This window comes from Cognataquiflexum rubidum, from assembly GCF_022538115.1.
Taxonomy (GTDB): domain Bacteria; phylum Bacteroidota; class Bacteroidia; order Cytophagales; family Cyclobacteriaceae; genus Cognataquiflexum; species Cognataquiflexum rubidum.
In genome coordinates this window covers 159,342-176,803 of the sequence record NZ_JAKZAL010000012.1, presented here as the reverse complement: position 1 = coordinate 176,803, position 17,462 = coordinate 159,342, and the positions used below count along the sequence as shown (strand labels likewise).

The window sequence follows — 17,462 nt, the reverse complement described above, 5'->3', positions numbered from 1 at the left end:
TATAAGAAGTCGGGATTGACTGCGAGGCCAAAGGCGCCAAAGAAGCGATTGTTGTATTCAATCCAGTCAAAGGATCGCTTACAGCAATATTGCTCAAAGTCACATTACCTGTATTGGTCACAACAATGGTGTAGTTCAATATATCGCCTACAGCGGCAAAGCTTGACTCGGTTGCTGTTTTGGTAATGGAAAGAGCAGGGCTTTGCGTTGCAGTTACCGATTCGGAAGCCGATACATTGACAGCGCCAACAGCAGCGGAAGCGGTATTGTCTACTTTTCCGGCATCGATATCGGCCTGTGTGACGGTATAAGAAGTCGGAATGGATTCACTTGATCCAGGCGCAAGACTTGGAACAGAAGTGTTCAGACCTGTCAATGGATCCGTCACAGCAACATTGCTCAAAGTCACGTTACCCGTGTTGGTCACGACAATGGTGTAGTTCAATACATCCCCGACAGCGGCAAAGGTTGATTCGGTTGCCGTTTTGGTGATGGAAAGCGCAGGGTTCTGTTTTGCAGAAACAGACTCCGAAGCAGAGACATTGACAGCACCGACAGCTGCGGATGCGGTATTGTCTACTTTACCTGCATCAATATCACTTTGAGTGATTGTATAAGAAGTCGGGATTGACTCAGAAGCCAAAGGCGCCAAAGAAGCGATTGTTGTATTCAAACCTGTCAAAGGATCAGAAACCGATATGTTATTCAAGGTGACGTTTCCAGTGTTGGTCACAACAATGGTGTAATTCAATACATCCCCGACAGCGGCAAAGGTTGACTCAGCGGCAGTCTTGGTGATGGAAAGCGCAGGGCTTTGTGTTGCAGAAACTGATTCCGAAGCTGAGACATTCAATGCACCGACAGCAGCGGAAGCAGTGTTGTCCACCTTGCCTGCATCGATATCCGTCTGCGTGATTGTATAAGAGGTCGGAATGGATTCACTTGATCCTGGCGCAAGACTTGGAACAGAAGTATTCAATCCGGTTAAAGGATCCGAAACCGAGATATTATTCAGGGTGACGTTACCTGTGTTGGTCACGACAATGGTATAGTTCAATACATCCCCTACAGCGGCAAAGGTATTCTCAGTCGCTGTTTTTGTGATGGAAAGTGCAGGAGTTTGTGTTGCGGTTACAGATTCCGAAGCGGAAACATTCACAGTACCGACAGCAGCCGAAGCAGTATTGTCTACTTTTCCTGCATCGATGTCAGCCTGCGTCACGGTATAAGAAGTAGGGATTGACTCAGAAGCCAAAGGCACCAAGGAAGCAATTGTTGTATTGAGGCCTGTCAATGGATCGCTTACAGCAACATTGCTCAAAGTCACGTTACCCGTGTTGGTCACGACAATGGTGTAATTCAATACATCACCGACAGCGGCAAAGGTTGATTCTGTAGCTGTTTTGGTGATGGAAAGGGCAGGAGTTTGAGTTGCAGTTACGGACTCGGAAGCTGTAACATTCACTGAACCAACGGCAGCGGAAGCGGTATTGTCAACTTTTCCTGCATCGATATCAGCCTGTGTCACGGTATAAGAAGTCGGGATTGACTGCGAAGCCAAAGGCGCCAAAGAAGCGATTGTTGTATTCAAACCTGTCAGAGGATCAGTAACCGATACATTGCTCAAAGTCACGTTACCAGTATTGGTCACGACAATGGTATAGTTCAATACATCCCCGACAGCGGTAAAGGTGTTTTCAGTAGCTGTTTTGGTGATGGATAGTGAAGGGCTTTGTGTAGCAGTCACCGACTCCGAAGCCGATACATTCACTGAACCAACCGCAGCGGAAGCGGTATTGTCCACTTTTCCTGCATCAATATCACTTTGAGTGATTGTATAAGAAGTGGTTATTGACTCAGAAGCTGAAGGCGCCAAAGAAGCTATTGTTGTATTGAGACCTGTCAAAGGATCGCTTACAGCAACATTGCTCAAAGTCACGTTACCAGTATTGGTCACGACAATGGTATAGTTCAATACATCCCCGACAGCGGTAAAGGTGTTTTCAGTAGCTGTTTTGGTGATGGATAGTGCAGGTCTTTGTGTTGCAGTCACCGACTCCGAAGCCGATACATTGACAGCACCAAAAGCAGCCGAAGCGGTGTTATTGACTTTTCCTGCATCGATGTCACTTTGAGTGATTGTATAAGAAGTCGGAATGGATTCACTTGATCCAGGCGCAAGACTTGGAATAGAAGTATTCAATCCGGTCAAAGGATCAGAAACCGAGATATTATTCAAAGTCACATTACCTGTATTGGTCACGATAATGGTATAGTTCAACACATCCCCGACAGCGTCAAAGGTTGACTCAGTTGCTGTTTTGGTGATAGAAAGGGCAGGGCTTTGAGTTGCAGTTACCGACTCGGAAGCTATAACATTCACTGAACCGACAGCAGCGGAAGCGGTATTGTCCACCTTGCCTGCATCGATATCAGCCTGCGTCACCGTATAAGAAGTCGGGATTGACTCAGAGGCCAAAGGCGCCAAGGAAGCGATAGTTGTATTCAAACCTGTCAAAGGATCAGAAACCGAGATATTGCTCAAAGTCACGTTACCTGTATTGGTCACGACAATGGTGTAATTCAATACATCCCCGACAGCGGCAAAGGTTGACTCGGTTGCTGTTTTGGTGATGGAAAGTGCAGGGCTTTGCGTTGCAGTTACAGATTCCGAAGCAGAGACATTCACTGCACCGACAGCAGCGGAAGCGGTATTGTCGACTTTTCCTGCATCAATATCACTTTGAGTGATTGTATAAGAAGTCGGAATGGATTCACTTGATCCAGGCGCAAGACTTGGAATAGAAGTGTTCAATCCCGTCAGAGGATCGCTTACAGCAACATTGCTCAAAGTCACGTTCCCGGTATTGGTCACGACAATGGTATAGTTCAATACATCACCGACGGCTGCAAAGGTTAACTCAGTAGCTGTTTTGGTGATGGAAAGCGCAGGGCTCTGTGTTGCAGTTACCGACTCGGAAGCAGAAACATTCACTGCACCCACAGCAGCGGAAGCTATGTTGTCGACTTTTCCGGCATCAATGTCACTTTGAGTAATAGTATAAGAAGTAACAATTGACTCAGAAGCCAAAGGCGCCAAAGAAGCGATTGTTGTATTCAATCCTGTCAAAGGATCAGAAACCGAGATATTGCTCAAAGTCACATTACCCGTATTGGTTACCACAATGGTGTAATTCAATACATCCCCGACAGCGGCGAAGCTTGACTCGGTTGCTGTCTTGGTGATGGAAAGGGCAGGGCTCTGTGTAGCGGAAACAGATTCCGAAGCAGAGACATTGACTGAACCGACGGCAGCGGAAGCGGTGTTGTCGACTTTTCCTGCATCGAGGTCAGCCTGCGTCACGGTATAAGAAGTCGGTATTGACTGCGAAGCCAAAGGCGCCAAAGAAGCAATTGTTGTATTGAGACCCGTCAAAGGATCGCTTACAGCAACATTGCTCAAAGTCACGTTTCCGATATTGGTCACGACAATGGTGTAGTTCAATACATCGCCCACAGCGTCAAAGGTTGATTCGGTTGCTGTTTTGGTAATGGAAAGCGCAGGGCTTTGAGTTGCAGTTACCGACTCGGAAGCAGAAACATTCACAGCACCCACAGCAGCGGAAGCTATGTTGTCTACTTTTCCGGCATCGATATCAGCCTGCGTTATTGTATAAGAAGTCGGGATTGACTCAGAAGCAGCGGGAGCCAAAGAAGCGATTATTGTATTCAATCCAGTCAATGGATCGTTTACAGCAATATTGCTCAAAGTCACGTTACCCGTGTTGGTCACGACAATGGTGTAGTTCAATACATCCCCGACAGCAGCAAAGGTTGACTCGGTTGCTGTTTTGCTGATGGAAAGCGCAGGGCTTTGTGTAGCAGAAACAGATTCCGAAGCAGAGACATTGACTGCACCGACAGCAGCGGAAGCTATGTTGTCCACCTTGCCTGCATCGATATCAGCCTGAGTGATTGTATAAGAAGTCGTTATTGACTCACTTGATCCAGGCGCAAGACTTGGAATAGAAGTATTCAATCCTGTCAAAGGATCAGAAACCGAGATATTATTCAAAGTCACGTTTCCTGTATTGGTCACGACAATGCTGTAATTCAATACATCCCCGACAGCGGCAAAGGTTGACTCGGTTGCTGTTTTGGTAATGGATAGGGCAGGGCTTTGTGTTGCGGTTACAGATTCCGAAGCGGAAACATTCACAGTACCGACAGCAGCCGAAGCGGTATTGTCGACTTTACCTGCATCAATATCACTTTGAGTGATTGTATAAGAAGTCGGAATGGATTCACTTGATCCAGGGGCAAGACTTGGAATAGAAGTGCTCAATCCTGTCAATGGATCGTTTACAGCAATATTGCTCAAAGTCACGTTACCCGTGTTGGTCACGATAATGTTATAATTCAATACATCTCCGACAGCCGCAAAGCTTGACTCGGTTGCTGTTTTGGTGATGGAAAGCGCAGGGCTTTGGGTTGCGGTTACCGACTCCGAAGCCGATACATTGACAGCGCCGACAGCGGCGGAAGCGGTGTTGTCGACTTTACCTGCATCGATATCTGCCTGTGTCACGGTATAAGAAGTCGGGATTGACTGCGAAGCCAAAGGCGCCAAGGAAGCAATTGCGGTATTCAAACCTGTCAGAGGATCGCTTACAGCAACATTGCTTAAAGTCACGTTACCTGTATTGGTCACCACAATGGTGTAGTTCAGCACGTCACCTACAGCATCAAAGCTTGACTCGGTTGCTGTCTTGGTAATGGAAAGCGCAGGAGTTTGTGTTGCAGTTACCGATTCCGATGCGGAAACATTCACAGTACCGACTGCAGCAGAAGCTGTGTTGTCGACCTTGCCTGCATCGATATCAGCCTGTGTCACGGTATAAGAAGTTGGTATTGACTCAGAGGCCAAAGGCGCCAAAGAAGCGATTGTTGTATTCAATCCTGTCAGCGGATCAGAAACCGAGATGTTATTCAGGGTGACGTTACCCGTGTTGGTCACCACAATGGTGTAATTCAAAACATCCCCGACAGCAGCGAAGCTTGACTCGGTTGCTGTTTTGGTGATGGAAAGCGCTGGGCTTTGTGTTGCTGAAACAGATTCCGAAGCAGAGACATTGACTGAACCGACGGCAGCGGAAGCGGTGTTGTCTACTTTTCCGGCATCGATATCAGCCTGTGTTACAGTATAAGAAGTAGCTATTGACTCAGAAGCCAAAGGCGCCAAGGAAGCAATTGTTGTATTCAATCCTGTCAAAGGATCAGAAACCGAGATGTTATTCAGGGTGACGTTACCTGTATTGGTAACGACAATGGTGTAATTCAATATATCACCTACAGCGGCAAAGCTTGACTCAGTTGCAGTCTTGGTGATTGAAAGCGCAGGGCTTTGTGTTGCTGAAACCGACTCCGAAGCGGAGACATTGACAGCACCGACAACAGCCGAAGCCGTGTTGTCCACCTTGCCTGCATCGATATCCGACTGTGTTACAGTATAAGAAGTCGGGATTGACTGCGAAGCTGCAGGAGCCAAAGAAGCGATTGTTGTATTCAATCCTGTCAGAGGATCGCCCACAGCAATATTGCTCAAAGTCACGTTACCCGTGTTGGTCACGACAATGGTGTAGTTCAATACATCAACGAAAGCGGCAAATGTTGACTCAGCGGCAGTCTTGGTGATGGAGAGGGCAGGATTGATGGTTACTGGGGTGATTGCTGAAGCAACAACCGGCCCTGGGACTTGATTGCTTGTAACATTTACAACATTTACAAGATTGTCTCCAAGATCAAAAACTTCTTGCGCTACAATGTAGGAAATATTGTAAACCCATTTTTCCCCCACATTTAGAACGCCGGGATCAGATAAATCTCCATCAGGTGATGTCAGGGTAATTCCAGAAGAAGAACCTGGTAAAAAATCCGTGGTAGTTAAATTTGTAACACTGATATTTCCCGTATTGGTGACAGTAATTTCATAATCGAGTTTTTGGCCGGCTGCGGTAACCGGATTAGGGCCACCAATCTGGTTTTTTGTCACCAATAAATTTGGGGCTTGGATAAGGGTTTCAGTATGAGAATCAGATGCTGAGACATTAATATTGCCCGCGGAAGCAGAAACTGATGCATTGTTTGTGAAAAATCCCGCATCTATGTCTCCTTGTTTTAAGTCATAAAACCCTGTAAAACCTGTATTATTGGAAGCTCCTGCAGCTAAAGAAAAGGCAGATCCGTTAAGTGTAATAGAGGGATCTGATACCGTTACATTTGAAAGTGGGAAATTCCCGGTATTGGTAACCAAGAATGTGTAATTAATCCTATCTCCAACATTTTGGACACCGTCTCCATTTGAGTCTACATAAAGACCTGATTTAATGAGACTGATATTTGGTAGAGGCGATGTCAGGATGAAAGTTTCTGTCTTTTGACAATTAAATTCATCTGTAACAGTAGCTATATATGTTCCGGCAGGTAAATTGGTTCGATTTAATCCTGTTGTTCCATCATTCCAAGTTACTGTTTTTGTGCCTGTTCCACCATTGACCGTCAGTGAAATAGAGCCATTGTTAGTCCCTGGAGAAGGCTGGCTTACTGATGAAGAAATAGCCAATTCACTCGGTAGGGTAACGGTTTTCGTAAAAGTGTTGGTAACTCCCTTTGAATCGGTGACAACCAAAGTAGCAGTACCGTTTGTAGAATAAGTAACGGTTGGATCTGCCAAAGTAGAAGTTGACGGATTGGCATTTGGGCCAAAAGTCCAATTGTAACGGTATGGGACACTACCGCCATTCGTGGTAGATATGAATTTTACACTTGTCGAACCGTTTTGGGTACAGGCAGTATAATCAAACTGTACAGCCAAAGGAGCATCAACAGTAATGTCCGCACCAAACTGACATTGGGCACTTGGATAATCATTGCATTGGTAACTTGAGAATAGATTTGCAGAGCCTGAAGTGGTCCAGGCTAAAAGTGGTTTCAAAAGTTTTACTTGAGCACCGCAAGTCCAAGTAAATGAATGATTGAGTGTGACTATTTTGTCACCTGATTTTGCAGATGGTAGATTACCCAACCAAATGTTTATAAATTGTGAAGTGCCACCGATCGATAAATCAGCAAATAATCTTGTATTACTGGTGCTTGATCCTGAATTGGAATTGTATACAATAGATATGTAGGCCGTTTGCTGGACTCCTGGAGTACAGGTAGCAAAAGAACTCGACAACGGAACCCCTGAGGCATCACTCAGATAAACCTGCTTGATGGTAAAGTTATTTGAAGAACAGGAATTACCGCAACCCCTTAGATCTAAGAGAGTAGGTTGATTCTGAGCTTGGATTTTAGATGGGAATACCAATAAAAACCAAATGAAAAATATAGCCAAGTAGGCTACAGTAGTGTTAATTTTTTTCATCTTAACTACTTTTAATTGAAGAGTGTGGTGATTGCTCACCATTTACAAATACCAAAAAGCAAATACCAAAATCGGTTTGACCTTTGGGTTTCAAGAGCATGGTTGATGCTTTTGATTTTTCTTAGGCAAGAGCCCTGTGAAAAGATTAGCGTTTGACAGATGGGTGTGTCTGTAAAACCCTACTTTGAATCTGGACTCTAATAAAATTTGATGAATGTTAAGAATCCAAAGAAGTGGGTGATAGATGGATTTTAACTTCCCTTCAAAAGTTTCAATTTTATTGTACAAAAGGAAACTTTTGTTTTACAAAGCAAAAATGTGGGCTTTATTTACTTTTTTTTTCAGATTTCCGTAAAACAATATTTGTAGTTTAAAAAGGGATTTTCTAAAATTTACCGACTTTTGGCATTTTGATCTTGCTAAATTCCCTCTTTTGGATCTCTAGAAAAGCCATGCAGCCTTCTGAATGCGGTAAATGTGTTTCTGATCTTTAGGGAAATTTACCTTATTTAGACAAATCTGTGATTTGCCAAATCCTGTTTGTTTTGAAAACAAAAAAAAGCTGCCTGTAAATCAGACAGCCTTTTGAATAAATAGACTCTAAACATTAAAAAATGCAACAAAATTTAATTTTTTTGAGAGTGTGATCTCTCTTATTGAGGAGTTATTAGAACCATCTAGGGTTTTTCATAGTCGCTTTTCTTGCAGACAAGTAGTAGCCAATTGAGATTTCGTGTGAATTGGCTCTCATGTCCTGTAGTACGTTCAGGTTTTGATCATAAGCGTATCCAATTCTAAGGTTTGGGGTAGCGAATATTTCTCCGATAAAAGCTACTGCATTTCTTTTGCTAAGCGAACCAGCTTCAGGATTCTCATTCATGATATTGATGTTTGATCTGTAAGAAGCTCCTAGCCAAAGTTTGTCCATAAAAAGCACCATGCCGTTCAGGTCATAAGTAGTTGGGGAACCTTTCACCTGCTTTACTAGAAATGATGGTTTAAACTTTACATTTTCAGATACATCCATCAGCATACCTGCAGTAAGGTAAAAGTGGATGTCATGGTAAGCCAATGCAATATCTTCATTTTCCAAAGTCCCTTTTCCAACGAGATTGTAGGCACTCAGGCCTGCATAAAATTTATTGTTGTGAAAAAATAGGCCGAGGTTTGCATTTGGCGTCATCATGTTTATGGTACCTGTAGGAATTTCGGGATCATTATCATGAAGGGCTTTAAGCATATCCCCATTGATGCTGTATTGACCTACACCTGCACTTGCTCCTAAGCCAAAGAAGGATTCTCTTCCTACTTGGATCCTGTAAGCATAAGACAACATGGCGGAAGTAGTTTTGGTCGGACCGATTCTGTCTGCCAGGACAGTAGCTCCAAATCCCATTAGGCCTTCGTTTGCACTGAAATCAGCCGTAACTGTGAAAGTCTCAGGGGCACCTTCAAAGCCAACCCACTGACTTCTATAAGTACTTTGTACATATCCTTCATTTTTATATCCTGCATAAGCCGGATTGATATGTAAGCCATTAAAAATGTACTGGCTAAACTGGGGTAATTGTTGTGCATTTGATTCTGAAAAAATGAAAGAAGAAACCAATAATGCGATTGCGAGTAATCTGAATGTTGTTTTCATAACTTTTAAAATTTGAGGTCGGGTGACCAGATTGCGAGAAGATTATTTGTTTAGAGTTTTTAAAAATGATCCAAATCGTTATGAAATGATTTAAATACATTATTATGATGTAAATATAGTGTAAAATGTATTTCATATCCAAATAATATTTAAAAAAAATTTTACAAAATGCATTTAACCATATTCAAAAGATGTTTTTTTGAGTATTTAAGGTGTTATCAATAAAGTATTCAAATGAATGAATTTTAGGAAATAAGCCAGAGGATTTATTTCAAAAAGTGCTTATACATTGAAATTTAAGCGATTTTGTTATTTCCATATCGGATACAGTAAGCCTCATGGATTTCAAAAAATGGAAAAAATGGGTTTTTTATTCAAAAAATAGTGTTGTGAAAATTTTTAAAAAAAAAGTAAAAAAAAAATGGTCACCTGATTTTCAGGTGACCATTTTTAGAATACGGATTGTTTGTTTTAGAAAACCGTTTCAGTTTATACCGTACAATTCCTTGCTTATGGCTTCATATTTATCACCGCTTTTCCAAGTTGGCCTTTCCGCCCAGTTGGCAATGTTTTGAGCTGCCAAAATGTAGGATTTCCAGTATAACAGGGCATAATCAAGATCGAAGCTGTCTACTTCGTCACCTGGCTGATGATAATATTTATTGATTTCATCATCAAAAGCAGTAAATCCCAAACTGAAGGTCGGGGCAGGGATTCCTTTTCTGGCAAAGTTGACATTGTCTGACCTATCATATAAACCTTGCTCAGGCGATGGATCTGAGGTCGCTTTTAACCCAAAATCTGCCACAGCTTTTTCTATCAACGGATCAGCTGAGGTTCTTCCCAAACCAATGACAGTGACAATGGAAGTATCGTTGTATCCACCATTGTCAATATTAAGGTTGAATATGATCTGGTTGAGTGGGATCAAAGGATTTTCAGCAAAATAGGCTGATCCCAAAAGTCCTTTTTCTTCTGCTGTCCAGGCACAAAGAAGAATGGAGCGTTTAGGAGGATTTTTTGCAAAATATTTTGCAGCATTGATGACAGCGACTGTTCCGACGGCGTTGTCCCTAGCACCATTATATATAGAGTCACCTTCTGTATTTGGCTTGCCGACTCCGACGTGGTCGTAATGTGCGGAAAGCATAACATATTCATTTTTAAGCTTTGGGTCAGTCCCCTCAATTATAGCCACCACATTCTTTCCAATGATTTTTTTATTGACCTTGCCTTGAATCTGAACATCAGCTGTAGTATATGTGCCTTTTCCAATGGCATTGATCTGCTCATTGTTTAAATCCTTTAACCATATATATGGTATAGATTCCGCTCCGTCGGTATTGTCTACAGTCAATTGTGGTCTGTTGAGATAATTTGCCACGAGATTCCAAGGAACAGAAGGCACATTATACATTTCTATCAAGGCAATGGCTCCTTTTGATTTTGCCAAAGAGATTTTATCTCTTCCTGCGCTAAATAGATCAGCCGGGCTCAACCGGTTTGGTGCGCCGACATTGGTTACGACGATTTTTCCATTAACCTCTTTGCCTACATAGTCAGATTCCTGTCCATAGCCTACAACGACCAATTCGAATTTACCTGTCAATGAAGGTCCATCCAATACCAAGAGCCCATCCCCTTGTTCAAAGGCATTGGCACCAAGAGAAACAGTACCTTTAGATGGCGGAGAAGACAGCCTGAATGGAATATTTTGATAATAACTTTCCGCCCCATTGATTGGCTTGGCGCCATATTTCCAAAATTGCTCCGATATATACCGCGACGCGGCATCCATTTCGGGTCTTATCGGGTCGCGTCCCATCAACTCATCTGAGGCTAGGTACCTAAAATGGGAAATAGCCTCCTTTTCATTAAAGGCTGACTCGATACTGCTTTTTTGGGCCTGCACCTGAAACGCCCAAACTGACAGTGCTATTAATAAGGTTTTTCTTTTTGACATGGATAAAGCTGTTTAGGGTTTAATATATAAGAATATATTCTGAGTACAAGGAAACCAATCTATACAAGGTGTTTTTTGATTACTCCATGCTCAAAAAAAAACAGTCTTATGACTGTTTTTGCGAATTAATGTTCCAATTTAATTGTAAAAAGGAATTTTTTGGATTTTGAAGATTTTACTCATTTTCTTCCATCTCCCTGTAGGCAATAATACCTCCAAGCAAATTCCTGACTTTTGTATAACCTTGACTTTCAAGAAACCTTTTGGCATTGCCGCTTCTGGCGCCTGACCGGCACTGCATCACAATTTCTTTGTTCTTGAAATCTTTTATTTCGTCCAGTTGATGTGCCAATTGACCCATGGGGATATTGAGTGCCCCGAGGTTATCTTCTTCGTATTCCCACTCTTCTCTGACATCTATAAAAACAAAATCTTCTTTGTCTTCCAATTTTTTCTTAAGCTCTGTTACTGTAATGTCTTCCATGATTTGATTATTTTACCAATATTCTAAATGACTTTTGTTCTTCTCCGATGGTAGTTTTTAGGACATAAATCCCCCTTTGCATACCCTCAAAATTAACACTTTTCCCTTTCTCATTTTCCAAAACAGGCAGTATAATATTTCTACCCAAAGGATCATAGATGTTGACTGTGCCTACCTGACCTTCAATAAATAAAATATCCAATACAGGATTTGGAAAAACTTTTAATGGAACCGATGCCTCTGATTCACTTTCGAATGGCGCACTCTCCAAGAGATGCGCACGCATCATCAAGGATCCTTCCACAGTTTTATTTTGCACCCACGAACCTGTCGCATTGAAGAAAATCTCACCTCCGTTGTCATAAGTTTTATCCAGTCCAACATACAGGAAATCATTGGTAAACTGGGTAAACCCGATATAAAAGGTTCCGTTGAGCTCTATGTTTTGGTCAATTTCGAAATAGCCAAATTCATTCAGAGATTCTTTGGTCGGGATAAAAACCTCTTTTTTGTAGATAGGTTCCTCTTCTAACTCTTTCCAGACCATGAGGTCGATGACACCTCCCAATTGGGTAAAATTTGTAAAATTGATGCTCAATCCCTTCAAATATACTGTGCTGTTAACTTCATACCTGACAGCCAGCATTCCTGATCTTTGGTTGATCCCGGCCGAATAATCCACGCTGCCGTCGTCATATGCCAAATAATCCCTTATGGCCAAGGTGGTCCTGACGGTGTCATTTATCCTAAAATCCACTTCAGGATAGGTGACTGCTACTCCATTTTCCACCCCACTCAATAACCCGTCTCCTGTGACGAGGTAGCTGACAATTTCATAATCCATCTCTTCCTCAGGCAGGGTAACTTCAAGTATTGGGTTGGAAGTAAAAGCCCTCCTTTCCTGGGCAATAGGCACCGGGTTAAATGGCGTATTGCTATTGATCGATTTGACAAGTTTTTGGTTTTCCTTTTCCCTGATTTCAAAAGAATATTCCATTGCCCTAAAACCCCTGTCTAGGTTCTTGAATTCATTGGAGGTTGCTTCCCATGGTATATCAGCGTCCTTTTTTAATAGAAAAAGCGGGATTGCAGCATATTTGTCAAAAGGTCTGGAATTGGAAAGGGTCAAGGCTCTGTCGGGAAATGATAAATCAGCCAAATTCCTGTTTTTATGAAGGAAGACATAATCCAAAAGCCAGCTGTCAAATGGACCAGAACGTCTTCCTTTGATCTGAAACCTAAACTGAAATCCTTCATGCAGAAATTGCGGAAGTACTTTGACCATTTCTTGTGTGAAGAAAAACTCCTCTGCAGTAAGTCCGCCGGCTTGTTCCCACACACTGACCCAAAGGCTTTCTTGATCCAAAAATTGAAGCACGATGTTATCATTTTCGTCCGGGATTTCTGCTTTTCCCCCAGATTGCCAAAAGAAACTCAAAAAGACGGAATTTGCTTCTACAGGATCCAATCCGGATAAGTTGATCGGCTTTGAGGTGATTCTGTCTGTAAATCCTTGTTCAAACTGAACAGTAGAGTAGGGTCGTCCCGCTTCATCGATTCCGTCAAGAATAATAGCACCTACAGAAGGAGCGGCGTTTGCCACTGTGGTAGAGATGGTGACTCCTTCACTGATCCATTTATTTGAATCCAATTGGGTTTTTGAAAAATCATCCCAAAAGGGTAAGGTCAATGGTTCCGTCTGGATTCTGAAATTTCCGGATTTAACATTGGGTTTTGGCGGTGGAATAGGTGTAGGCAATTGGATGAATTGGGCAATAGCATAGAAGGGACTTAAAAAAAGCACTAAGGCAATTACTGTAAATAGTGTTGTTTTCAATAAACTCATTTAAAGGTTGTTTGCACTTTTCTTGTTCTCGGAAATCCAGATATGGATTTGTTCACCGGTTTTCACCGAAGCACCTGCCGGAGGCATCTGCCTGATGATTATCCCTGAATCCACACTGTCTGTTTCTACATAGTTGATATTTCCCATTCTCAATCCTGAACCGATGATCAGAAATTCAGCATCTATTTCATCCAATCCTGTCAATGCAGGGACAGCAAGAGATTGGTTTCCTAATCCATCACCTACAACGAGATCAACCTGAGAACCCTTTGGGATTTCAAATCCCTCGGGGATATTTCGGCCTCTGTATTTCTGTTCCAAAACCACATTGATCCCGATATCCGGAACATAGATTATTTCACCGCGAACCAATCCAATATTTCCAAGGATTTCCTGGGCATTTTTCAATAGGCCATTAACAAGGTTAGGCATTTTTATCAATGGGGCTGTGCGGGCATTCAGAGTGACATAAATTTTCCTTCCTCTTTTGACTTTACTGTCAGGATTTGGATTTTGCTTGAGCACTGCAAAAGGTTTTGCTTCTGCATTGAATCCGCTGTCAATATTTACTTCATAGGAAAGATCTCTTTCTGACAGGAAACTTTCAAGTTCATCTACGCTATAACCTTCAAGATTGGGAACAGTCACTGTTTGACCATGATTGGTATAGGAAGGAAGATAAACCTGTAAAAATATGAAAGAAAGTATTGTAACGGTCAGAAAAACCAAACCAAGATGGATGGCGATTTTTTTTATCGATTCTTTTGAAATTCCCATGGATGAGTTGTATTCTGTAAGCTAACGTATAAAGGTAAAATTATATTTGTTTTCCAAAGAACAAATATCGTCAAATTGACATTTTGTAGAAAGGCAACCGAAAAGAAAAAAGTCGAAATCCCCTAACAGGGATTTTCGACTTTAATTTTCAATGTCTGATTGTGTTGCTGTTCTTTCCGATATAATAAAAGAGATTCTGTGTTTTAAATTTTCTTTATTATCTTTTTAAATCACTTTTTTTCTTTTAATATCAGTCTATTGAAGGAATAATTTCCTTGTTTCGCTTACCGATCTACTGGTGATTTTTAGGATGAACAACCCTTTTGAAAATTGTTCGGAGGCGAAAGTGTAAGTCTGGTTAAGAGTATTTGGATAATCCACATTGTGGATCAAAGCCCCTGTAGAGGAATAAATCTGGATATTTACTGCTTCGTAAGTCTGGAAATTGAAGGCAACATTGAAATATTCTACTGCAGGATTTGGATATAGTGAAATCTCCCCAACATTCGGAATCACCGGTTCTGGGTTTGCGGAAATGAAGAGTTCGATATTGTCAAGGTAAACAGAACTGTTCTCCTCATCACTGTTTTCAAGTACGAATGCAATCCTTGAATTTTTCTTATTTGTTCCTGCAAATGCTGTCAGGTCTACAAAATCCCTTACAAACTCTGATACATTGTTTGGATTGGCGTTAGCAGCTTGTACAGTTGTGATTTCTGACCCTGTTTTTCTATAAACTTCCGTATAGGTATCGCCGCCATTGTCGCTTGCCAATACCTTCAATATGGTATTTGGGTTAACTATTCCGGCTGCACGGTCAAAGAAAACACTGGCTTGGGGACTGATGGAGAGGTCCAATATGGGAGATCCCAACCAAAAACTGTTATTTGGAGGAGTGTTTTCAACTGTAATTACATTGCTACCAAGTGATCCGGATTGTAAGGGGGAAATATTCCAAGCTGGAAGTCGGTTTTCAGGATTTATTGTTAACCAAGGTCCTATGTTTGGGTTGTTATCGAAATTTTGTCTGAATGGAACCCTGGTTTTAAGGGTATCCATATAAACAAACCTTCTCAGTTCAATTGGTTCTCTTTCGTTTTGATCGAAGTTTGGAAATAAGATGGAGTATGCCAAAGAGTTAATTCCAAGTGAGGTAGATTTTGGAAGACTGATATTGGCAGATTCACCCGCAGCGAGTGGGTCGGCTCTGGCTATAAAAGCCTGATTGGAACTGCCTGAAGTCCTCCTAAAAATAAAACCTGAAATCGGAAGGTTCCCTGTATTGGTTACCGAAACCACTTCATTTTCATGTTTATTGGATCCAATGGCTGATGGGGTGATCAGTTCTGTGAGCTTCAGGTCGTATTTATAGGTTTCCGCTGTCAGGATTTCGATGTCTTTGATATAAAGGTTGTTTCCAAATCCATTGCGGGCAATAAATGCTATGCGGACATTTTCCAATCCCGAATATTCACTCAGGTTGACGATCTCTCTTCTGAACTGAGAAGCGCTGGTTGGGATAAATTCATCAAGTGTCGGAGTGGAAGTACGGAGAAAAACATAATCTTTCTCATACGGAGCTTCAATAATATCAAATGTATTGCCGCAATCTGTAGAAACAGCCACCAATAAATAATCCCCAAATGAATTATTATTAAATGGCCCATAAGCCATATTGAATGTCAACTGGGCATTTTGGTAAGTACTTAGGTCTAAGCCAGGAGATATAAAATAATCTAATTCCCCAAATGCTTCATATTCATAGTTTCTGATAAACAGGGCATCTTGGCTTTGTCCGTCAAGAACAACCTGGGTTTTTTCCCAAGTAGCCAGATTATCAGGATTGTTGATTACCCAATTAGTACCGATTTCATTGAACTGGAAAGCATAAGGCAAAGGAATAGCAGGCTGTAAGCTTGGGTTTGAGCTGAGGGAATTGTTTGACGGATTTTGGTCTGTAGTCCCGTTGACCTGTGTGATGGAGGCTACAAAGTTATTTCCTGTTGAAGGGAAATTTATCGGATCAAAGCTAACGGTTGTTGCGTCGCCTGTATTGAGGTTTAGGCTGAAATTCTTTGTCTGGATGAGTAAACCGTTATTTCTGATTTCAATCCTTGCTGCAGTGACCCTGTTCAAGCCCCTGTTCAGGATTTCAAGTGTGGGATTAATGTTTAAATCACATACTAAGTTTTGGGGATCAATAATTCTTTGCATTGCAAGGTCAAGAGTAAAGAGCTGTGGTGCTATGGTTCCCCTTCCGTTGACCAAAGATGCCCTTCTTGGGCTTTCCGCCAATACCACATCCATCCTTTCTACTTGTCCAAAAGTGAAATTGTTCATACAATCATCAGGGGTATAGTCCATATAATTTTCAACAAGATCTCTGGTATTGCATGAAATCTTTGGATTAACAGTCCTACATGCATTGTTAGGCCCACTTTGCAGGGGTGTATCCAGCACGAAGTCGTCCACAGAACAATCTCCATCTCCCCAGATATGGCGTAAACCTAGAAAGTGGCCTATTTCATGGGTTGCCGTCCGTCCTTTTGAACCTGATGCAGCATTACCTCCTTCACCGAAATACCTGTAATCTATTGTCACTCCATCATTTTCTCTTGAATTTGGTGGAACATTTAAACCAGGTAAATTGGAAATAGGTAAAGAAGCAAAGCCAATAATTGGATCTATTATTGTAACTACCCAGATATTCATGTAATCCTCAGGTGGCCACAGAGAGGTTTGTCCAATTAAATCAATATCGCTTGGAATATTGGGATTATAAACAGTTTTCGGTCCTTTGACCCGGACAACACCATTGGTAGGAAGACCTTTTGGGTCTTGTCTTGCCAAAACAAATTCTATGTTTGCATCAGCCACGACTCCTAAGAATTCTTGGGGGGTTAATGTGGTATCCGCATTTTGTCTACGAAAATCTTCATTGATAATCCGAATCTGTGCTTCAATCTGGGAAAAAGGAATATTGGCTCCGGATCCTTCGGGAGTTCCGTTATGGATGACATGGACAACTACAGGGATTACCCTTCTTTCAGCCTGAATTCTTTGTAAAGGGTTAAAATTCTTTTTCTTTTCACTGATTTCTTTGGAAATCCAAGATTCAAAATACTCTTTGGTACCATAGAACCCCATCTTTTCTTCCTGCATTTTTTCTATCAGGACATGGGCGCATTTTTCGTTATGAACGTGTTGATAGGGTTGACCAAAAAAATTCTGAGCTCCAATTTCAGGACTTAGTAGGGAAAACAAAAAGAATAAGGCAAACCCTATTCTTTTTCCGGGGGACTTTAATTTCATCCGTATTAA

General features: G+C 41.8%; 7 protein-coding genes. All 7 read right to left on the bottom strand.

Features of this window, described 5'->3' with window-relative positions:
* Positions 1 to 7,426, bottom strand: a 7,426-nt coding sequence (locus MMU05_RS14220) for a DUF7507 domain-containing protein (protein ID WP_418884471.1), incomplete at its 3' end; no start/stop codon positions are given.
* A 667-nt stretch (positions 7,427 to 8,093) separates the two neighbouring features.
* Positions 8,094 to 9,071 carry a PorP/SprF family type IX secretion system membrane protein gene (locus MMU05_RS14215; RefSeq protein ID WP_241142344.1) on the bottom strand — a complete coding sequence of 326 codons (978 nt, stop codon included), beginning with the start codon at positions 9,069 to 9,071 and terminating at the stop codon, positions 8,094 to 8,096.
* 484 nt (positions 9,072 to 9,555) lie between these two features.
* Complete coding sequence (locus MMU05_RS14210; RefSeq protein WP_241142343.1) at positions 9,556 to 11,034, bottom strand: M28 family peptidase; 1,479 nt, start codon at positions 11,032 to 11,034, stop codon at positions 9,556 to 9,558.
* Positions 11,035 to 11,209: 175 nt separating this feature from the next.
* The gene (locus MMU05_RS14205; RefSeq protein WP_241142342.1) at positions 11,210 to 11,518 is read right to left on the bottom strand and encodes a rhodanese-like domain-containing protein; all 309 of its coding nucleotides are present in this window, start codon (positions 11,516 to 11,518) and stop codon (positions 11,210 to 11,212) included.
* A 7-nt stretch (positions 11,519 to 11,525) separates the two neighbouring features.
* Positions 11,526 to 13,364, bottom strand: coding sequence for a T9SS type A sorting domain-containing protein (locus MMU05_RS14200; RefSeq protein WP_241142341.1), 1,839 nt, complete (start codon positions 13,362 to 13,364; stop codon positions 11,526 to 11,528).
* Positions 13,365 to 14,141: a PASTA domain-containing protein gene (locus MMU05_RS14195; protein WP_241142340.1), complete on the bottom strand. Its 777-nt coding sequence runs from the start codon at positions 14,139 to 14,141 to the stop codon at positions 13,365 to 13,367. It lies immediately after the preceding gene.
* 255 nt (positions 14,142 to 14,396) lie between these two features.
* Positions 14,397 to 17,453: a M43 family zinc metalloprotease gene (locus MMU05_RS14190; RefSeq protein WP_241142339.1), complete on the bottom strand. Its 3,057-nt coding sequence runs from the start codon at positions 17,451 to 17,453 to the stop codon at positions 14,397 to 14,399.
* Positions 17,454 to 17,462: the final 9 nt, after the last annotated feature.